The sequence below is a fragment of the [Bacillus] enclensis genome (assembly GCF_001456935.1).
GTDB classification, from domain to species: Bacteria; Bacillota; Bacilli; order Bacillales; family Bacillaceae_B; genus Rossellomorea; species Rossellomorea enclensis.
On record NZ_KQ758496.1, the window covers coordinates 1 to 20,557 of the forward strand.

General features: G+C 45.1%; 20 protein-coding genes, 1 tRNA gene, 1 other RNA gene and 1 other annotated feature (1 of these 23 cut by a window edge). Of the genes, 6 read left to right on the plus strand and 16 right to left on the minus strand.

The window, feature by feature from the left end; translation table 11 throughout:
* Positions 1-316: 316 nt before the first annotated feature.
* Positions 317-1,138 (minus strand): hypothetical protein, encoded by an 822-nt coding sequence (locus tag AS034_RS21740; RefSeq protein WP_058300121.1) that lies wholly within the window; start codon positions 1,136-1,138, stop codon positions 317-319.
* Between the two features lie 203 nt (positions 1,139-1,341).
* Between AS034_RS21740 and AS034_RS21745 the strand changes: the two genes are divergently transcribed.
* The gene (locus AS034_RS21745; RefSeq protein ID WP_032087170.1) at positions 1,342-1,824 is read left to right on the plus strand and encodes a PaaI family thioesterase; all 483 of its coding nucleotides are present in this window, start codon (positions 1,342-1,344) and stop codon (positions 1,822-1,824) included.
* A 73-nt stretch (positions 1,825-1,897) separates the two neighbouring features.
* Here AS034_RS21745 and AS034_RS21750 read toward each other — a convergent pair whose 3' ends face one another.
* The 12 genes from AS034_RS21750 to tadA all read right to left on the minus strand — a co-directional run bounded on the left by AS034_RS21750 (position 1,898) and on the right by tadA (position 12,791).
* On the minus strand, positions 1,898-2,431 hold the full coding sequence (locus AS034_RS21750) for a hypothetical protein (RefSeq protein ID WP_032087169.1): 534 nt from the start codon (positions 2,429-2,431) through the stop codon (positions 1,898-1,900).
* Positions 2,432-2,462: 31 nt separating this feature from the next.
* On the minus strand, positions 2,463-4,094 hold the full coding sequence (locus AS034_RS21755; RefSeq protein ID WP_058300122.1) for a sodium:solute symporter family protein: 1,632 nt from the start codon (positions 4,092-4,094) through the stop codon (positions 2,463-2,465).
* The gene (locus AS034_RS21760) at positions 4,091-5,248 is read right to left on the minus strand and encodes a glycerate kinase family protein (protein ID WP_058300123.1); all 1,158 of its coding nucleotides are present in this window, start codon (positions 5,246-5,248) and stop codon (positions 4,091-4,093) included. The genes AS034_RS21755 and AS034_RS21760 overlap by 4 nt, the downstream gene beginning before the upstream one ends.
* Positions 5,245-6,981 carry an alpha-amylase family glycosyl hydrolase gene (locus AS034_RS21765; protein ID WP_058300124.1) on the minus strand — a complete coding sequence of 579 codons (1,737 nt, stop codon included), beginning with the start codon at positions 6,979-6,981 and terminating at the stop codon, positions 5,245-5,247. Before AS034_RS21765 ends, AS034_RS21760 begins: the two co-directional genes overlap by 4 nt.
* Positions 6,982-7,122: 141 nt before the next feature.
* Positions 7,123-8,337, minus strand: coding sequence for a CdaR family transcriptional regulator (locus tag AS034_RS21770; RefSeq protein WP_032087166.1), 1,215 nt, complete (start codon positions 8,335-8,337; stop codon positions 7,123-7,125).
* Positions 8,338-8,437: 100 nt separating this feature from the next.
* A complete protein-coding gene (locus AS034_RS21775; protein ID WP_032087165.1) occupies positions 8,438-8,701 on the minus strand; it encodes a pro-sigmaK processing inhibitor BofA family protein in 264 nt (87 codons plus the stop codon).
* 60 nt (positions 8,702-8,761) lie between these two features.
* Complete coding sequence (locus tag AS034_RS21780) at positions 8,762-8,980, minus strand: YaaL family protein (RefSeq protein WP_032087164.1); 219 nt, start codon at positions 8,978-8,980, stop codon at positions 8,762-8,764.
* Positions 8,981-8,995: 15 nt separating this feature from the next.
* The gene (recR, locus tag AS034_RS21785; RefSeq protein WP_032087163.1) at positions 8,996-9,592 is read right to left on the minus strand and encodes a recombination mediator RecR; all 597 of its coding nucleotides are present in this window, start codon (positions 9,590-9,592) and stop codon (positions 8,996-8,998) included.
* Between the two features lie 11 nt (positions 9,593-9,603).
* The gene (locus AS034_RS21790) at positions 9,604-9,924 is read right to left on the minus strand and encodes a YbaB/EbfC family nucleoid-associated protein (protein ID WP_032087162.1); all 321 of its coding nucleotides are present in this window, start codon (positions 9,922-9,924) and stop codon (positions 9,604-9,606) included.
* A 63-nt stretch (positions 9,925-9,987) separates the two neighbouring features.
* The gene (dnaX, locus tag AS034_RS21795; RefSeq protein ID WP_058300125.1) at positions 9,988-11,676 is read right to left on the minus strand and encodes a DNA polymerase III subunit gamma/tau; all 1,689 of its coding nucleotides are present in this window, start codon (positions 11,674-11,676) and stop codon (positions 9,988-9,990) included.
* 256 nt (positions 11,677-11,932) lie between these two features.
* Positions 11,933-12,197, minus strand: an RNA gene (ffs, locus tag AS034_RS22580) — signal recognition particle sRNA large type.
* A 99-nt stretch (positions 12,198-12,296) separates the two neighbouring features.
* Entirely contained in the window at positions 12,297-12,791 is a 495-nt protein-coding gene (tadA, locus tag AS034_RS21805; protein WP_058300127.1) for a tRNA adenosine(34) deaminase TadA, read from the minus strand.
* Positions 12,792-12,879: 88 nt separating this feature from the next.
* Here tadA and AS034_RS21810 point away from each other — a divergent pair, with 88 nt between their 5' ends.
* A complete protein-coding gene (locus AS034_RS21810; protein ID WP_058300128.1) occupies positions 12,880-13,425 on the plus strand; it encodes a cysteine hydrolase family protein in 546 nt (181 codons plus the stop codon).
* Between the two features lie 237 nt (positions 13,426-13,662).
* Positions 13,663-14,943: a glycoside hydrolase family 18 protein gene (locus tag AS034_RS21815; RefSeq protein WP_058300129.1), complete on the plus strand. Its 1,281-nt coding sequence runs from the start codon at positions 13,663-13,665 to the stop codon at positions 14,941-14,943.
* Between the two features lie 6 nt (positions 14,944-14,949).
* Here AS034_RS21815 and AS034_RS21820 read toward each other — a convergent pair whose 3' ends face one another.
* Positions 14,950-15,660 (minus strand): hypothetical protein, encoded by a 711-nt coding sequence (locus AS034_RS21820; protein ID WP_032087156.1) that lies wholly within the window; start codon positions 15,658-15,660, stop codon positions 14,950-14,952.
* 694 nt (positions 15,661-16,354) lie between these two features.
* On the opposite strand from AS034_RS21820, the gene AS034_RS21825 reads away from it, so the two are divergent.
* The 3 genes from AS034_RS21825 to AS034_RS21835 all read left to right on the plus strand — a co-directional run bounded on the left by AS034_RS21825 (position 16,355) and on the right by AS034_RS21835 (position 18,327).
* A complete protein-coding gene (locus tag AS034_RS21825; RefSeq protein WP_032087155.1) occupies positions 16,355-17,011 on the plus strand; it encodes a deoxynucleoside kinase in 657 nt (218 codons plus the stop codon).
* On the plus strand, positions 16,995-17,663 hold the full coding sequence (locus AS034_RS21830; RefSeq protein ID WP_032087154.1) for a deoxynucleoside kinase: 669 nt from the start codon (positions 16,995-16,997) through the stop codon (positions 17,661-17,663). The genes AS034_RS21825 and AS034_RS21830 overlap by 17 nt, the downstream gene beginning before the upstream one ends.
* Positions 17,664-17,967: 304 nt before the next feature.
* Complete coding sequence (locus AS034_RS21835) at positions 17,968-18,327, plus strand: hypothetical protein (RefSeq protein ID WP_052011473.1); 360 nt, start codon at positions 17,968-17,970, stop codon at positions 18,325-18,327.
* 514 nt (positions 18,328-18,841) lie between these two features.
* Here the strand turns inward: AS034_RS21835 and AS034_RS21840 are convergent.
* Both AS034_RS21840 and serS read right to left on the minus strand, forming a co-directional pair.
* Positions 18,842-18,934: transfer RNA gene (locus tag AS034_RS21840), tRNA-Ser, on the minus strand.
* A gap of 107 nt (positions 18,935-19,041) precedes the next feature.
* Positions 19,042-20,316, minus strand: a complete 1,275-nt coding sequence (gene serS, locus AS034_RS21845; RefSeq protein WP_058300130.1) for a serine--tRNA ligase — start codon at positions 20,314-20,316, stop codon at positions 19,042-19,044.
* A gap of 84 nt (positions 20,317-20,400) precedes the next feature.
* Positions 20,401-20,557 (minus strand) — a binding site (T-box leader) (it continues 56 nt past the right edge of the window).

Here is a 20,557-nt window from a genome sequence, read left to right on the forward strand (position 1 = left end):
CGGTAAATCTAGAATTAACGTTGACGTATTGTCTTGTTTTGTTCAGTTTTCAAGGTTCAATTATTAAGGTGAGCTCTCATGAGCACCTCTTAAATATAACATTTTTCATCATAAAGCGTCAAGCTTTTTTTGAAATTTGTTTTTGTGTCGTTTTGGCGACAAGGAATATAATAGCACCTTTTCTATTAAAGAGTCAATACTATTTAATGATTTTTTTAAAAGTATATTAAAATCGCTCTTTTTTCTATTAAATCTTCATCATTCTATTTTCTTTTTATAAGAACAGCCCCATCCGTTCCCGGGCGGGGCTGGTTCTTCAATTAAAGTTTCGGATGTACTTTTCTCCGTTTTCAGGGAACACATTGATCGTGGCCAGCCAATCCCAGATGAGTTCATGTGATTTTTGTCCGAGGGTGCCAGTAATGATGGTTTTGGTTGAAAGTTTATTAACGGGAAGACTTTTCGTTAAATAAGTGTGGTGGGTATGTAGGTCTCTTAGGACAACACATTCATCAGCAAAGGCGGAAACCTGAAACATGCCTTCTATTGTCCTGCTGTATTTCGAGAGGTTTCTTTCCCATCGGTCGAGGTCTTCTTCGTAATCCCAGTCTGACTGATGGAAACGAGGGTAGTCTTTGAGGAATAAATGATTGAGGAGGCCCTCGCACTTTTTCAGGATGGGGGTTCCTTCTTTGATATAGTCATCTACCCGATTTAAAAAGACGGTGCCTTCTCTTTTATCGAGCCAGCGGACAAAGGTTCGCAGCTGAAGCAGGAAAGTCTCTGTGTAGTTTTTCTTTGGAATGATTTTTGTGTAATGCGGGAGGTATGCGAAGATCAATTCTTCCCAGAAGGCTGCGGGACATTCTTGCCAAGAAGGAGGACAGTCATCTTCTAAATGGTCTGTCATGTAGTGAGAAAATGCACGGAGAAATTCATTTCGTTTTTTGTTGGCCTTTTGTTCTTTTTTGCAGGCGATGAGGTCCTTGCCGTAGTACTCCATCAATCCGCGGTGCCTCATGTCGAATTCCCTGCTTACCTTAAAATTGTCGAGCAGTTCTGTATGCTGCCCGGGTTCTGTGAATTCCTGCAGCCAAATGCGAGTGTTGGAATCTTCGTGAACGATTCTTCCTTTCATCGATAAACCACCAGCTTTCTTCAATTTTTAATAGATGGATCAGGAAAAATAGATGGGGGAGGAGATGTATGCGGGGTCTAATCCAAATTATACCATTACCGTTTCAGGAAGAATAGTATTTTTTTATAGAGGAAGTTAAACAGCGTTAATAGAAGATTAATAGTAGAAGATATTTATTACTATTCGTTATGGGGGGATTTGCGATGAATGAAATTAAGCATGCCATACAGGATGACTATCCTGATGACTTCGCCTGGTGCTATGGATGCGGGCGTTTAAATGAAGAAGGCCATCATTTCCGCACAGGTGTCGATGGTGAGAAAACAGTGACGGTTTATACACCTCAACCTGAGCATACTGCCCTGCCGGGGTTCGTGTACGGAGGATTGATTGCTTCGTTGATCGATTGCCACGGGACCGGTTCGGCCGCTATTGAGCTTCACAAGCTGAATGGCGGCAGTGTCGGCGACGGGGCAGAACCGCCCCGCTTTGTCACAGCGTCTTTGCACGTCGACTTTATGAAACCGACCCCTCATGGTGTTCCATTAAAGGCTGTCGGGACGGTCGAGAAGATTCACCCGAAGAAATTCAAGGTTGTGACGGAAGTATTCGCGGAAGGGGAAATATGCGCGAAGGGTGAGGTCGTGGCGGTTGTGATGCCGGAGACGTTTTTGAAAAAGGGTTAAGTGAGACTGGCTGCTTTGCACCATGATAAAGATTAAAAAAAGAGGGCCAACGTCAGTCGGCTCTCTTTCGTTTTTACGATTCATGTATGATTTTCAGAAAAGCTTCCTTTAATTTAAGGTCTACTTTCCCCGTGATGGCATCGACAGGTAAGATTCCAACCTTATCCCCTTTCAAATAACCTATCCAAAAAGGCAAGTAAATGACAAAGGCGGAATTGAAGGTGATGTCAATAGATTTACGTTTCCTTTCTTTCTGAAAAACCTCCCAATAGATTGTTTCTTTCGCCGCTTCTTTATCCTGTTCTCCTATTACAGGAAAGAGATTCATGTCCTTATTAATGGGATGCAGGGGATAATCCGCAGGCAGAATGGCAGATGTATTCGTAATCGGTTCTATTGCAACCTTCCCTCTTATCGCTTCTTTCAGCGTTGCGCTTGTTAACTCGTATTCGTAGCACCAAAACGGGAGATAAGCTAATTCTATTGAAGAAAGTTGCTTCTTTACCTTTGCCAGTATTCGTACAAGAAAACTGGATTCGTATTCCTGAATAGCTTTTATCGCTTCCCCTTTTTCTACGACTTCTTTAAGAAAGTATCCTTCTTTCACCGTACAACCCGCCTTTCTACTTACCCCTCGTTTATAGGTTTTGAAGGAACATAAGGAAGAACATGACGACTATAAAGTAACCTATTAAATAAAGCGGCCATCTCTTCGTTTTGCGCTCACTTTCAATTTCTGCTTTTTCCAGTGCAGATGCAGCTTCTGATCTTGCGGAAAGCTTTTCTTGAAGGCTTTCATCTGATTCACTTAACGTCAGTCCTGTGAGTTTTGACTGTTCAGGCTTTGCTCCTAATAGACTTACGGCATAACCGACGGCAAATGCCACAACAGCACCCACTACGTTATTGTAAAGCCAGGAAATAGAGGCGAATTGAATGACTGCCCACACCGAGAACATTCCTGCAATGATTCCTGCGAATGCTCCAGTACCATTTGTTCTTCTTGTAAAGATCGCCAGCAGGAATACACCCAATAATGCACCGTAGAAATATGAACCTATCTTGTTGACCGCTTCAATGACGGGTCCCAGGTTTGAAGCAAAAAATGCAAAAATGGTTGCATAGATCCCCCAGAAAACGGTCGCCCAGCGTGATGCTTTTAAATAATGTGCGTCTGAAGCATTCTTCTTGAAGAATTTGCTGTAAAAATCCCGGATTGATACTGCTGATAATGAATTGAGTGCCGAGTCCAGACTGGACATCGCAGCTGCAAATACACCGGCAATAATGAGACCTGAGATACCGGCAGGCAGTTCATTTACGACAAACAGCGGGAAGAGCTCGTTCAAGTTCTCTACATTCGGGTTGCCCGCGTGTTGATAATAAACATATAAAAGTACACCAATAAATAAGAATAAAAGCATTTGAGGGATCATTAGAACCCCGCTTAGCACTAATGATAATTTACTTTCGCGTATGGATTTACTTGTCAGTACACGCTGAATCTGGCTTTGATCTGTACCGAAATATGCGGCGTGAAGGAAAAGTCCACCGATCACACCGGCCCAAACACTGTATTCCACCGACAAATCAAATGAGAAATCCAATGATTGAAGCATACCTGCTGCAGAAGCAGTATCCATGATTTCAGTCCATCCGCCTGGAACCTTCATATAGATGACAACGATACTCAATGCCGCACCGAGCCACAGGATAAACATCTGTACCACGTCAGTCCAAATAACTGCCGAAATACCGCCTAATACAGTGTAAGATACCGCAATGACGGCCATTAAGATGATGGTGAAAGAAATATCCCATCCTGTCACTACTGATAATACAAGTGCTGGAGCATAAAGAACCACTCCTGTTGCAAGTCCCCGTGCGATCAGGAAGAGTCCTGCTGTTAGTGTGCGGGTCTTTACATCGAAACGTTTCTCTAGATATTCATACGCCGTGTATACCTCTGTCTTATAGAAGAAAGGAACAATGGTGGCAATCAGGAATGCCATAGCCAAAGGAACGTTGATGAACGTATTGATTCGTTCTAGCCCTCCTTCATACCCCCACCCTGGAGCCCCGATGAACGTAATGGCACTTGCCTGCGTAGCCATTACTGAGAGTCCGATTGCCCACCAGGGAATGCTTCTTCCACCGAGAAAATAGTCTTTGGTAGTTTTTTGATTTTTTCCAAACATGGCGCCGAAAATAGCTGTACCTGCGATATAAGCAATGAAGATAACGTAATCTAATAGCGTGAAGCTGCTCATAAGCCTTTTACCCCCTTATTCTCATTTAAAAGTTCATACATTTTCATTAATCTTGAAGCTGCTTTTCCCAATAAGGCCGGTCCGTTTTGCATCGCACTATCTAAAGACATCGGCTCATCTACAATTGGCATCACCAGACTTAACCCTTCTGCTGAAGCCTTTTCTAAATCCCCTTCGATTTTCCCGGTGAAAGCAACCGCCGGAACCCCATACTGCTTGGCGATCCTTGCTATACCGATGGGAACTTTCCCATAGAGCGACTGAGCATCAACCTTCCCTTCTCCCGTCAAAACGATTGAAGCCTCTTGGATTTGATTTTCCAGAGCACTCAGTTCAGAGATAATTTTAAAACCGCTTTCAAAAACCGGTTGGAGAAAGGAATGGAGAGCAAAACCGAATCCTCCTGCTGCTCCACTTCCTTCTTTCTTCCGATGGTCGATACCCAAGTGTGATGCTGTTTTATCAGCAAAGTGTTCCATTCCCGCTTCAAATTCAGCAAGTCTTTCGCTCGTTATACCTTTTTGCGGTCCGAATACAGAGACTGCTCCTTCCACTCCCAATAAAGGATTGGTCACATCAGAGGCTGCAATGATCTCTATATGTTTGAGCCGCTCGTCAAGACTTTCGGAATTTATCGTTTCAATACGGCCGAGGCTGCCGCCCCCGGCCTGCAGTTCCAGTCCGTTTTTGTCAAAGAACCTTACACCCAATGCTTGAAGAAAACCTGTTCCCCCATCGACTGTGGCACTGCCGCCCAAGCCAATGATGATTCTCTTTGCTCCCTTGTCCAAAGCTTTTTTGACAAGCTCCCCTGTACCAAGGGTTGAAGCAGTATCAGGATTAAGTTCATCTTTTTGCAGCAGTGGAAGACCGGATGCAGCAGCCGTTTCAATGACAGCGGTACGTGTTTCCTCCATCCACCCATAGGCTGCTGTCACTTCACGCCCCAGGGGATCGCTTACTTTTTCAAAAATCAGTTCTCCATCCAGGATCGTACATAAAGCATCAACAGTACCTTCACCACCGTCCGCCATCGGGATCAGAACAGAGTTTATAAAAGGATTCACTTTTAATAATCCTTCTTTGATTGCTTCCGATGCTTGTATACTTGTCATCGATCCTTTAAAAGAATCGGGTGCAATGACGGCTTTCATTCTTTTGACTCCTTTAACCAAAGTACTTCAAATGGAGCAAGAGTAAGCTTGAGATTTCCACTATCCTTATGGAACATCTTGTCCGAAATTAAATCCTTAACCCTGTCTCCCGCCTGGTTCGTCCCTGAAAGAGTAACAGGGACGTCTTCGCCTGATACATTAACAAGAACAGTCACTTCACTGTTTTCTTTTGTATTCTTTCGTTTCATTGAAAAGATTCGTTTATCGGTAAAGAACACTTCTTGGGAGGCATTTGGGTGAAATGCCTTCTCCTCCGTTCGCACTGAGATGAACCGTTTGTATTCGGTGAAGATGAGATTTCTGAGCGATCCTTTCTTCATGATTTCTTCCTCAAGTTTGCGGCGGTTTAACTTTTCCCTGTTAATAGAACGGTATCTGCCGCTTTCTTTAACACCTTCCTGGTCATTTCTCGATCCCAGGAGACTGTGGATATAAATACCCGGAACTCCCATCATTGAAAGCAGGATTGATTGGGCCGCGAGGAAACGGTGTGCTTTCTTCTCGTCAGACTCTCCCGGTATAGTTAATGCATCCAGATAATTGATATTTAATTCGTACGGACTTTGCGTTCCATCACCATTATCTTTATAGGAGACATTTCCTCCCCGTTCTTTCACTTTCTCAACCATCACCCCTACTTCTTCCGGATTCAAGATCCCTTCTACAGGCCGTACCCCGATTCCATCATGAGAGGCTAGGAAATTAAAGAATGTTGTATCTTCGGTAGTAGGTTCAAGATTCCCGGCCCAATTTGTCAAATGGGTCGCGTCTTCTGTTTGAAATGCCTGCAGTGTAAGGGGAGGCAATGGAAATTGATAGACCAGGTGTGCTTCATTATGACCGTTGCCGAAATAACTAATGTTATCTTTATGAGGTACATTCGTTTCCGTAATGATGATCGTCCCTGGTGCGATCGTCTCCAAGACGTCCCTCATTATTTGGACAAGCCTATGAGTTTCCTCTAAATGAATGCTTGTCGTTCCAAGCTTCTTCCACATGAAACCTATTGCATCCAATCGGAGATAACGAGCCCCGTGTTCTACGTATTGAGCAAGGATATCTAAGATTGATAGAAGAGTACCTTCATATTCAAAGTTCAAGTCGATCTGATCTTCACTGAAGGTCGTCCATACATATTTATCTCCCCTGGTTGTTTCTACCTTTGTTAATAGAGGGAGAGCCCTTGGTCTTGTGATCGTACTGTAATCTGCTTCAGGATCCGCTTCGACGAAATATTTCTCATAAGCTGGATTTCCATTTTTGTATTCTTTAAACCAATCGCTTTGACTTGAGATGTGATTGATAACAGCATCGAACATGATGTCAAACTCTTCGGCAAGATTATGGATATCCTTCCACTCGCCTAAATCAGGATTGACCTTCAAGTAATCTATCACTGAAAAACCATCATCTGAAGAATAGGGATAAAAAGGTAGAATGTGGACGGAATTGATTTTTCCATCCGTATGTTCTTGTAAGAATTCCTTGAGACTTTTCAGCGGCGCTTTTCCATCTTCCTTAATGGAATCTCCGTATGTAATGACCATAATATCTTTCTCATCGACCCATTGCTTTGCTGGTGAGAGGGACTTTTTCCGGTAATGTTCCACCAAGCTTTTCACTTGCTCAAAAACCGCTGTCCCTTTTTCCTTGCCATATACAAATTCAAGGTTCTCAAGAATGGTCTCTTGCTTCTGCTCTGTCATCTTCATTTCACCACTCTCACTTCCGTCTAAAATTATGTTAACGCTATCATACTAAACGAACTTCGCACTTACTATGGTACACATACTGAAAAATGACTCATTTTATATATATTTTTTGTTACCTGAAACAAAAAAAGAACAAACCCGTTAAAGATTTGTTCTTTTCGTACCATTATTTATAAGATGGAAAGTGATGGCCACGTAAAACTTTGCAGCATCCGGTAGTACCCTGGGATCATAGCCAGTCTCTTCTTTAATTCTTTTTAATCGGTATTGCAGGGTGTTTTTATGTATATATAATTTTTCAGCCGCTTCATTAATAGAACCGCCTGCATCATAAAAGGTATTTAACGTTTCAATGATTTGATCAAGATTCTTTTTGGAGTCCACCTGGAGCACATTCTTCACATATTCTTCTCTGATCTCAAAAGGAAGATCATAAGCGAAAGATTCTATTCCAAGTTGGTCGTAAAAATAGGAGGTATGATTCCGATTCTTCGCATGAAGGAGAGCACGTTCTGCTTCGTGTACAGATTTGGCTGCCCCATGAGGTTGAAGATACATCCTTCCTGCTCCAATTGCCGTGTCGTACCCGTAGACAGTATGAATCGCTTTTTGAATTTTATCCAGGCGATAGCGAATCTTTTCTTTCCTTTTTTGATCAGAGAGGGTTTCGTCTACAGACAAGAGAAGGGTATATCGGGTACTTCCTGCAGGAATAATGATATGCTGACTTTCCTTAGGAAAATGATTCTGTACCATTTCAAGTATTTCCCGCCTGAAACGCTGGAATTCCAATTCTCCTTTCACATCCGCCTGGTGACTTTTAAGCTTTTCATAAAGCACATCATTAAAACCGATGATCTCCATCACCACAGCCACACGTGGAAGATGGACGTTGATACCAAGTATCCAGCCGCGCGCAGCAAATAATTTATCATCTTCCCAATCCCCGTCAATCCATTCATCTATGAAAGACACCTTCGCAATATTTTCAAGTTCGAGTTGTTCCTCAAGATGGGCTTCTTTTAGAAGAATCTCCGTCATCCTCTTGATGACTTCACCAAATTGAACCACCTCATTGGGTTCCCCTGTAATGCCGATGACACCCAGAATACGGTTATTCAGGTAAACTGGCAGATTGACACCTTTCTTCGCCCCTTTGAACTCATCGTCTTCATGGATAATCACTGTTTGTTTCGTTTGCAGGACCTTCAAGGCTCCTTCATGAAAATCACCTATTCGATCCTGATCGACACTGGCGATGATGCTTGCATCGGAATTCATGAAATTGATATTGCGATGAATGACCTTGACGGTTTCCTCAACGATAGATTGAGCAATTTGTGAAGAAATAACCATGCTGCTGCCCCTCCGTTTAGTTAGATATTTTAGCAGAAGACATCATTCAAAAGAAAAAAGCAGCCCATTCGAGAAAGGCCGCTGATTTCTTCAAAATTCATTACACAATCCACATCTGTATCACCGCAAGCCCCACCACTCCCGGAATGCCAAGGATTCCCGAAATGGAGGATGTGGCGAGGTTTATAGGGACGTGGATGCCGTACTGACTGCCAAAGGCGTTCAGGAAAAATAGGAATAGTGCTCCGATCATGACTTTCATGGCGACTTGTCCTACAAATCGCAGCGGCTTGACCGGGGCGCCTGTAATTAACAGAAGGACGATGAGTCCGCTGATTACAGCGATCACGATTACCGGGTTCATACCCTCTCTCCTCTCAACAAGAACATTTATCATCTCTTATTGTAAGGATATGAAGGTTGTCTACCTTTTTATGACGATCTTTCTGTGTTTTGCTTCTCTAAATAAGAAAAAATATTTGGCTTCAGCGATTTTTGATGAGCAGTGAAGATTCAAATTGTAGTCGACACTCATCTCATCGATGCTCCGCTGCTGATTCCAGTTCTCTTTCGCTTCATCCAGTGATTGAAGCAGGGCTTGATCGTACTCTCGTTTGAGTTTCCCTTTTTTACGGAAAAACATAGATGCTCTCTCCCTTTACACGTCTCTTCTTCCTTCAAGGGCTTTTGACAATGTGACTTCATCCGCGTATTCGAGGTCGCCGCCTACAGGCAGGCCGTGTGCGATACGCGTGATACGGATCCCGGACGGCTTGACGAGACGCGAAATGTACATGGCGGTTGCTTCGCCTTCGATATTCGGGTTTGTCGCAAGAATCACTTCCTGGACCTCGTCACTCTGAAGACGCTTGATCAGATCCGGTACGTTGATGTCCTCGGGTCCGATCCCGTCCATAGGGGAAATGGCCCCGTGCAGGACATGATAAAGTCCGTTATACTCCTTCATCTTCTCCATCGCGATCACGTCTTTTGGATCCTGGACCACACAGATGATGCTCCTGTCCCTCCGCTGATCCTCACATATGTAGCAGGGATCCTGGTCCGTAATATGACCGCACACCGAACAGTAACTCAGGTTCCGCTTTGCATTCACAAGTGCTTTAGCAAAGTCCAATACGGTGTCCTCTTTCATGCTAAGTACAAAAAAAGCCAGTCGGGCCGCGGTTTTCGGCCCGATGCCTGGCAATTTCATAAAGCTGTCGATCAGCTTTGATATAGGCTCTGGATAATGCATATTTTTGCCTCCTAGAACATTCCCGGAAGGTTCATTCCTTTAGTGAATTGTCCCATAGTTGAGTTTGTTAATTCGTCTGCTTTCTTCAGCGCATCGTTTGTAGCGGCAAGGACAAGATCCTGCAACATATCGATATCTTCCGGATCTACGACTTCTTCATTGATTTTCACATCAAGGACCTGCTTGTGGCCGGAAACGATGACAGTGACCATTCCGCCGCCTGCCGTTCCTTCGATTTCCTTTTCACCAAGCTCCTCTTGTGCTTCCGCCATTTTCTTTTGCATCTTCTGCATCTGTTTCATCATGTTTTGCATATTACCCATTCCACGCATAGTTCATGACCTCCAATTATTTTTATTTAAACATTTCACACACTTCTTGTGGCAGTTCAATCATCAATCTTTGATTTCGACCAGGTCGCCGGCGATCTTTTCAGCTTCGGAAAGAAGGGAATCCTCTTCTTTCGCCTCACCCGTTTCTCCGTCCGGGGCTTCGTTCTGGGAGTTGCGGATGAAGTCTTCCCTCAGTGGGAGCCACTGATCTTCAGGGATCCCGATCGGGGAATAGCTGCTACCGGTGAGCTCCTGCAGGATCTGAGACATGCCGGAAATGAAAGCCTGGTTTTCCATCGCCATCTGGCAGTGGATATCATACTTGAATTTTAACACAAACGAACCAGTTGTTGCCGCAACGGGTTCTGCATCGTTCAAGAGTGCAGCCTGCGAACGCATCTGACGCTGATTCAGCGATTCCATCATATCTCCCCAGCGGCTCTTGATCAGGTTGAGATCTTCTTTCGTTGCATTTTTCAGCACTTCCTGGATCTGTCCGACCGGGGCCCGGAACCCTTTCTTCGAACGGACAGGCTTTTTAGCCGGCTGTGCAGCAGGTTCAGCCTGCGCCTTGACACCGTTCGCCTTTAATTGCTGAATTTCATTTTCGAGCGATTGTATTTTTTTCATCATCTCCCCGACTTCAGGGGACGACACGCTCCTTGGTGCTTCGAGCTGACAAAGCTTCACGATGGAAACTTCCAGGTAAATACGGGCATGGTTCGTGAATTTCATCTCCTGCCCTGCCTGGTTCAATACATCGATATATTGATAAATCTGGCTGGCCTCTGTTTCCTGCGCAAGTCCCTTGAACTCATCATCGAGCATGACCCTCTCCATCGATTCCTCAAGGTTCGGTGCCGTCTGGTAAAGGAGCATATCCCGGTAATAAAGAATGAAGTCCTCCGCAAATCGCGCCGGGTCCTTTCCTTGGAAAAGAAGTTCTTCGAGTGCACTGAGTGCTTTCGAGACATCCCTGTCCAGGATCGCCCTTGCCAGTGTATTCAGATACCCCTGCGAAACGGCACCCGTGACGGTTAACGCATCTTCCACTTTGACGATATCCTGACTGAAGGAAATCGCCTGATCGAGAAGGCTGAGCGCATCACGCATCCCGCCCTCAGCCGCTCTCGCGATGACTGCAAGTGCATTCTCCTCGTAGTTCACACCCGATTCCGTCGCGATATGACTCATCCTGCCGACGATATCCATTGCTGTGATCCTTTTGAAATCAAAGCGCTGACAGCGGGAAATGATCGTGAGCGGGATTTTGTGCGGCTCGGTGGTCGCCAAGATGAAGATGACGTGTTTCGGGGGTTCCTCCAATGTTTTCAACAGGGCATTGAACGCCCCGATGGAAAGCATATGAACCTCGTCGATGATATAGACCTTATACTCGACAACGTTCGGTGAATACTTCACCTTATCACGTATGTCCCTTATTTCCTCAACCCCGTTGTTAGACGCGGCATCGATTTCAATCACATCCGGGATCGATCCGTCCGTGATCCCTTTACATGCGTCACATTCATTACATGGCTCGGCAATGGGGGAACGCTCACAGTTGACTGCTTTCGCCAGAATCTTGGCGGCACTCGTCTTCCCTGTTCCGCGCGGGCCTGAAAATAAATACGCATGTGAAATCTTTTGATGAAGGAGAGCATTTTGCAACGTTTTCGTCACATGCTGCTGCCCGACGACATCTGCAAAAGACTGCGGACGCCACACACGATATAATGCTTGATATGCCAAAATACTCCCCCCTCAGTTTATATGTACAGCTGCCTGGTTCACGGCGTCCGCTCCCTTTTCCGGAAGCAGTCCCGCAAGACCTGCAGACATAATCGACCAATGACAATCATCATCTATTATCTTACTTATTATAACGTAATTTCTAGCAGGATTACAAAGAAAACCGGGGACAGATTCGGGAAACTTTACCCGTCTGTCTTTCCAAACAAAAAGCCCACCCCGATACAGGATGAGCTGTTGTGTATGTATGAAACTGCCGTGCACCTTTCTTCGACAAGCAACCATAGGCGTTACTCAAGCAGTTAGCTCGGCCCAGGCAACCCTGCGGCACATGGGAGCTTCCACTTAATGCTGCTTCCTTCCGGACCTGACATGGTTCATGGATTCCCATTGCGCAGGACCCAGGCGTCAACACCACTTACTTGAGGCAGGCCCTACAGTATGCAAGCCTCGGAAAGGGATTCGGCCTCGCTGGAGCGGATTGCGAGTACAGGGCACCGCTACCTCCCCGCCTAGCACGGCAAAATTGATACCAAATATTCAGTTGCGCCATCTAACGACGCAAGATTAAGTATACTAGGGTTTACGTAAAAAAGCAATGGTTTGTCCCTGTAAGTTATTTACAACGAAGATGATCTATTCTTCTTCTCAGCCTTCTTCCTCGCCCGTAGTTCCCTGAAGAAATCAGAGAGGATCGATCCGCATTCTTCCTGCAGAACCCCTGCAACCACTTCACACTGGTGATTGAACCTGCTGTCGTCCAGGAGATTCATCAGCGTCCCCGCACATCCTGCCTTAGGGTCTGGCGCTCCGTACACCACCTTCTCAATCCGCGAAAGGATGATGGCTCCCGAGCACATCGGACACGGCTCGAGCGTCACATAAAGTTCTGCCCCCTCGAGCCTCCACGTCCCTGCTTTTTCACACGCTTCCTGGATGGCAAGCGTTTCTGCATGGGTCACTGCATTCTGGGTCGTCTCCCTGAGGTTATAGCCGCGGCCGATGATCTCGTCATCCATCACCACGACCGCCCCGATTGGCACTTCATTGATTTCCCTTGCTTTTTCTGCTTCTTTCAGTGCTTCCAACATAAAATATTCTTCTCTATTTTCCATATAATACTCCCACTCATAAACGGCATCTATTTTTATTTTATAAAATATCCTCTCATATTCCAAACTATAGAAGAAAGGGGCCCATATGATGATACCTAAAGATACCGCCCTCCTTGTGATCGATATCATGAATCCATTTGATTTCTCACACGGGGAAACGCTTGCTCAGCATACAAAGAAGATTGTAAAACCGATCAACGACCTGCGGACTTACTGCCGCAAAAATGGTCATCCTGTCATCTATATCAATGACCATTATGAACTATGGAAGGCTGATTTGAAACTGATCTATGATAAATGCCATAACAGCAAAAGCAGCGATATCATCACCCCGCTGCGCCCGGCCGATGACGATTATTTCCTCATCAAACCGAAGCACTCAGCATTCTACGGGACAGCCCTGAACACCCTGCTTCATCATCTGTCGATCAAGAACATCATCCTGACCGGAATCGCCGGAAACATCTGCGTTCTTTTCACGGCAAATGATGCGTATATGCGGGAATTCACCTTATTGGTGCCGAAAGATGCAATCGCATCCGTCAGCGAAGAGGATAACCACTATGCGCTGACGATGATGAAGAACGTGCTGAAGGCGGATATTGATGATACAGGGACGTTATTGGGGAAATGAGAAGGTGGCGGGGGCTGAGCCTGGTTGAGATTGGGGAAATTGAGCCTGGAAAATCAACCCGTTTGTGCCTGGCTCAAAATAACCCGTTTGTGCCTGGCTCAAAACCTTTGATCTGAGCCAGGCACCCGTCCGGCAGCTTTCCGCCTGCCCCTAGATATCCAGAGACAAAATACCCGTCATAACCTCCCCTTCCTCTTCATAGGCTGATTATAGTGAAGACAAAGGGAGGTCCTTAGTATGCAAATTCATGTTGTCCAGCCGAACCAGTCGTTGTTCGGCATTGCTCAAGCGTATGGATCAACTGTTAAGGATATAGTGGAATCCAATGAACTTCCGAACCCGGATAATCTGGTGGTCGGCCAATCACTCGTGATTCCGATCGTCGGCAGTTTCTATTATGTACAGCCCGGTGACAGCTTGTGGGGGATCAGTCAAAAGGTAGGTGTCCCCTATCAGGAATTGGCAAGGGTTAACGGCATATCGCCCAATGTACCGCTTCAAGTCAATCAACGGCTTTATGTTCCCCAGAAACCAAAAGTGCGGGCTGAATTCAATGCCTATGTAGAGCCATATGGAAAAGAAGTGGCACCTAATTTAGAAGAAAGCGCAAAGGAAGCTGCTCCATATCTGACCTATCTTGCGCCGTTCAGCTTCCAGGCGAAGCGTGACGGGACCTTGCAGGAACCTCCGATGGGGAACCTGCTGCAAATCGGGAAGGATAACGGAAACGTCCTGATGATGGCGATCACGAATCAGGAAAATGGCCAGTTCAATGATGAGCTCGGGCGCATTCTGCTGAATGATATGGCCATACAGGATAAATTCCTCAACAATGTCGTCCAAACAGCCAAGAAATATGGATTCCGTGATATCCATTTTGATTTTGAATACCTGCGTCCGCAGGACAGGGAAGCATATAATCGATTCTTGAGAAAAGCAAAGCAGCGTTTCAATCAGGAAGGCTGGCTTCTATCCACGGCACTTGCTCCGAAAACAAGCGCAGACCAGAAAGGGAAATGGTATGAAGCTCATGATTATAAAGCTCACGGGGAAATTGTTGATTTCGTCGTCATCATGACGTATGAATGGGGGTACAGCGGCGGTCCGTCCATGCCCGTATCGCCTATTGGACCCGTCCGCGACGTAATAGAATATGCCCTTACAGAGATGCCCGCTTCGAAAATCATGATGGGACAGAATCTGTACGGATATGACTGGACACTTCCATTCGAACCGGGAACCACAGCAAAAGCGGTCAGTCCGCAGCAGGCGATTCAAATCGCAGCAGCTAACAACGTCCCTATCGAATATGATGAGAAAGCTCAAGCCCCATTTTTCAAATACAGCGCAGATGGAAATGACCATGAAGTCTGGTTTGAAGATGCACGTAGTATCCAAGCCAAGTTCGATCTCATGAAAGAGTTGAAGCTGAGGGGTATGAGCTATTGGAAACTCGGCTTGTCCTTCCCTCAGAACTGGCTGTTGATCACGGATAATTTCAATGTTGTGAAAAGATAAGGCGATCTACTTGCGGAACAGGGAGAAAAGCCAGTCCCATTTCGTATCTTTCTGCTTATGTATCGCTTCTTCAAGGCGACGATTGTAATCATTTTGGCTGCGCCATTCATTCTGCTGCTCTTCCCGCAGCTTTTGAAGCTCAGTCTGCAAGAATTCGTTTTTCTGCACTTCCTGCTCCAAGAGTGTTTCGTATTGGCTTTTTTGAAGCTTTGAGAGCTCCTCAATTTTACGTTGTGTTTTCTGAGCTGAATTTGAAATATTCGAGCTCAAATCATGGTGATCCTGCTTCAGTCTGGACACCTGCGTTTTCAGTTGGTTCATTTCATTCACGACTTGAACATTCATTTCACGGGAAGCCGCGAGTTCATTGGCCAGGTAGGATAAAATTTCTTTCAACTGGTTCGGGTCCTGTGGCAATTGGTTATATGTATCGCCCGGCGATATGGCCGTTTCACCGGAACCTTCCAGTCTTTTTTTCTGACCATCCGCAAGGGATCTGGCCGTATCGTCAAGAGGCTTTTCTGTATCGCGCAGCGCTATGAGCGCATCAATATCGGACTGCACGAAGATCCTTCGATCACCGTCTTTTAAAAATTCATAACCATTCCGCTCCAGGATCTGGCCGTATTTACGCACAGTTGGTGTTGCGATCCCTGCCTGTTCTGCCGCTTCTTTGGATGTGAAGGATCGTTCGTACGGTTGTATATCGTTTCGCATATCGCACCTCCGTTTTAGTCTAATGTATGATGAATCATCCCGGCTTTCAAGAGCCATATCACCCAGCGATACGGCCGGGAACAGTGACTTTCTGCACCTATCCGGATCTGGCAGCAAACCGTGTATCGCTGGATATAGATATTTTGATATAAAATAAAAACCGATCCAGTTTCTCGCAATCAGACAAAATAACACAATTATTTCCCTGAAAATACTTTATTCGATCATTTCCTTCATTATATATCCTGGCGGCAGTTAATGAAAAGGTTATTTAACGAAAGTGATACAGTGGTCCCCTTCAGTTTCGATATAAATAAATATTAGCCGGCATTTAGGTAAATCTATAATCACCTAAATGCCGGCTATTTGTATACCAATAAATTCAAAACGGATGCAGCATTTGATTGGAGTGCAAGCAGCCAATGCTGGATATGTCTGACTCCGGCGGCTAGCCCCTCAAGGAGGCCCACGTGTCACCCGTGGAAAGCGAAGTCTTGCACGGGAATCAATAGCGGTATTAGCAGTACTACTTTTGTGAAATGATCGATGGCTGCTACAAGTCGGAATTTGTTTTATCTTGTAAATAACCTGACCAAACACCCCCACTATTGTGTTACAATAAATCCTGTCGTTATTTTATTTATACGGATACAAAAAACACACATAGATCGTTGTAATATGAGGAGGACATGCAATGGGGAGAATTCCTTTCATCACGGTTGAAGGACCGATTGGAGTAGGAAAAACTTCTTTGGCCAAAGCGATTTCTGAACACTTCAATTTTCATTTGCTAAGGGAAATCGTTGACGAAAACCCGTTTTTGGATAAATTTTATGATGATATTGAAGAGTGGAGTTTTCAAACCGAGATGTTTTTCCTATGCAATCGATACAAACAGCTTGAGGATATCGAAAAACACTATATTTCTCAAAATAAATCGGTTGTAGCGGATTATCATATTTTAAAAAATATCATCTTCGCTAAACGGACATTGAAGGACGAGCAGCAGTACAATAAATATCTTAAGATCTACGATATTTTGACTTCTGATATGCCGAGACCCAATGTGGTGATTTACTTGAATGCGAGCCTTGATACATTGCTGAAACGCATTGAAAAAAGAGGCAGGGACTTTGAGAAGAAAATCAGCCCTCTTTATTTAAAACAATTATCGCTGGACTATGAAGAATATATGAACACCTTTGAAGAAACTCACCCTGATATCCCTGTTCTTCGCTACAATGGCGACCACATTGACTTCGTCGAAAACAAAGAGGATTTAGACACTATTCTAACTCAATTAAACAATACACTGAATAAAGGAGTTCACTATCATGAATCTTCGCAATAAATACGGCATCCCAAGCAATGCTGTCATCACCATTGCCGGGACAGTCGGAGTCGGGAAATCCACGATGACAAACGGACTGGCAAATGCCCTGGGTTTCCGTACATCGTTTGAAAAAGTGGATACCAACCCTTACCTGGATAAATTCTATCAGGATTTCAAAAGCTGGAGCTTCCACCTGCAGGTATACTTTCTTGCAGAGCGCTTCAAGGAACAAAAGAAAATCTTTGAATACGGCGGCGGCTTCATCCAGGACCGCTCGATCTACGAAGATACCGGAATCTTCGCCAAGATGCACCATGAAAAAGGGAATATGTCAGACGTCGATTATGAAACGTATACAAGCCTGTTCGATGCAATGGTCATGACACCGTACTTCCCTCACCCAGATCTTTTGATCTACCTTGAAGGTTCCCTTGATAACGTAATTGACCGCATCCGTGAGCGCGGCCGTCCAATGGAACAACAGACACCGGTTGAGTATTGGGAAGAAATGCATGAGCGCTACGAAAACTGGATCAATTCCTTCAACGCTTGCCCTGTCCTCCGCCTGGACATCAGTGAATACGATTTGATCAACAACCAAGGATCAATCGAACCAATCGTTGAACGAATCGGTTACTTTATCGAACAAACAAGAATGCTGAAAAGCTAAACGATACGAGATGCAGCCTCCAGCGGGCTGCATCTTTTTTTATAAAGCTCTTTTCGCATATTTTGTTGCGTTGCACACAAGAAAATATCGGAACTTGGGAATATTCGGCTTGTCCGTCCTTATGTTGTTTGAACTGGAATTCGAAAAGAGCACGTCCACAAGCTATATTCAGGATGCAAGCTCTATATGAAAAGCAACAATCTTTTAGAAACAGCCTTTTATAAACACTCACCGCCTCGTTTATCTTCGAGAAATAAGAGGTATGTATATAAACAAAGAGTGAAATTAAGGGAGATGAAAAACCATGGATACAAGAGAAACGTACTTTGTTGATATCAGCAGCGGTGATGTTGTCCCTCATGCCGAAGAAGCGAAGAGTGTGAGCTTTCAAATTCAAGCCACCCCGGAAGAAGTGACAAAACTGAAAGCACTGTTTGATGAAAATTACGATGATGATATGTCAACGTTCAACAGGGCACAGATCCCATTCCGCCAATATCACAACGATCCTGAAAATACCCAATATGACCACTCCATGCAAAAAATCTACGCCATGATCCACCAACTAGGAACCCTGGAAACCCGCAAAAGCATCGAAGAAATGGGCGTCCTCAACCCCATCAACAAATCTAATACAAGAAGCGATATAGAGAATTTGAAATAAAAGAAGTAGCCTTAAAAAACAATATAACGAAGAAAATCCGATCGAGATTTTGAATTTTTTAGATTCAACCCTCTTTCGGATTTTTCATTTTGCTAAAGTGTGATATTCTTTTTAAGCTTGTTCTAGCTTTTGATTGGAGTGGAAGATGAAGACTCCTGCGGGAAGAGTAGCTTATAAGAAAAGCGGAAGGGCTTTGCTCAGAGGCGTGTGGCATAAGACGAATCGGCCACGAAGGCGTTCTTTGCCTTCTTGGTTGGTTTGGCTTATGACATGTGCCTCTAAGCCCCTGCAGCTGGACAAGTGAGACCCCGGAGGCGAAGCCGAGGAGGCTCACGAGCTACCCGCGGAAAGCGAAGTCTTCCACGGAAATCAAAAGCGGCTATCGAAGCGCTAACTCTAGATCCATGAATTATCAAACTATTATAAAATCTATAGAAGCCAAAAAAATTCGTTACATCTCCAGTAACGAATTTAACAATCTCCAATTTATGCGCTATGGTTATTAATAAATCAATGGCGGAGGAAGAGGGATTCGAACCCCCGCGGGCTTTAACACCCCTGTCGGTTTTCAAGACCGATCCCTTCAGCCGGACTTGGGTATTCCTCCGTATCGACAAGAATTATAATATCACGGTGAGAAAATAGAGTCAAGCACTTTTATCAAAAAAATTAAAAGGTATCCGGGGAACAGACCGGATACCTTTTTCAACCTTCTTATTTGATCACTTCTGCCCCGCCCATATAAGGACGAAGGACTTCTGGTACGACGACGGATCCGTCTGCCTGCTGGTAATTTTCCAAAATGGCAGCAACGGTACGGCCGATCGCAAGCCCTGAACCATTCAATGTATGAACATGTTCAGGCTTCGCATTCGCTTCCCTTCTGAAACGGATATTCGCACGTCTTGCCTGGAAGCTTTCGAAGTTACTGCAAGAAGAAATCTCACGGTATGTTCCGTAGCTCGGGATCCATACTTCGATATCGTATTTCTTCGCGGCCGTGAACCCTAAGTCGGCTGTACACATTGATAACACACGGTACGGAAGTCCAAGGAGCTGAAGGACTTTTTCCGCATGTCCCGTCAGTTTTTCAAGCTCATCATAAGAATCCTCAGGTTTAACAAAGCGGACAAGCTCCACCTTATTGAATTGATGCTGGCGGATCAATCCTCTTGTATCGCGTCCCGCAGAACCCGCTTCTGAACGGAAGTTGGCACTGTAGGCAACATAGCTGATCGGCAGCTCCTCGCCCTTGATAATTTCATCGCGGTGATAGTTTGTTACCGGAACTTCTGCTGTCGGGACAAGGAAGTAGTCTTCGCTTTCGATTCGGAAAGCATCTTCTTCGAATTTCGGCAGCTGGCCAGTTCCTGTCATGCTTGCACGGTTTACAAGGAACGGCGGGATCATTTCAGTATAGCCGTGTTCATCCATATGAAGATCCATCATGAAGTTCAACAGGGCACGCTCCAGTCTTGCACCCAGGCCTTTGTAGAATACAAAACGGCTTCCCGTTACTTTCCCTGCACGTTCAAAGTCTAGAATATCAAGTCCAGTTGCAATATCCCAGTGAGGCTTTGCTTCGAAATCAAAGTCGCGGACTTCGCCCCATTTGCGCGCTTCCACGTTGTCGTCCTCGGTTTCACCGACAGGAACAGATTCGTGCGGGATATTCGGGATGGACATGAGGATCCTGTCCAGCTCTTCCTCGATGCCCCTCAGCTCATCATCAAGCTTCTTGACCATTCCCCCAACTTCACGCATTTCAACGATCAGGTCCTCGGCATCCTGTTTTTCTTTTTTCAGCTGAGCGATTTTCTGTGATACTTCATTTCGCTTGCTCTTGAGGTTCTCGCTTTCCACAAGAAGCTCTCTTCTTCTCTTATCCAGTTCCTCGAACTTATCAAAGTCCTCAAGGTCTTCGCCGCGGTGCTGCAGGCGGCTTTTTACTTCTTCCAGATTGGCACGCAAGTATTTGATGTCTAACATGCTTGTTCCTCCTTTGGTTTATATGATGTTTGTCTGAAAACGCGGCAGGATAATCCGGGAAAAATAAAAAACCCCCGTCCCTGGAAAAGGGACGGAGGTTACCGCGTTGCCACCCTAATTGAAAACAGCAGAGCTGTCTTCCTCTTAGAGATGGTAACGGAATCACCGAAAATACCTACTGAATGGTTCAGTATTTCACTCAAGGATGGATTCATGAAGCTCCTGCACCGGTTTGCACCAA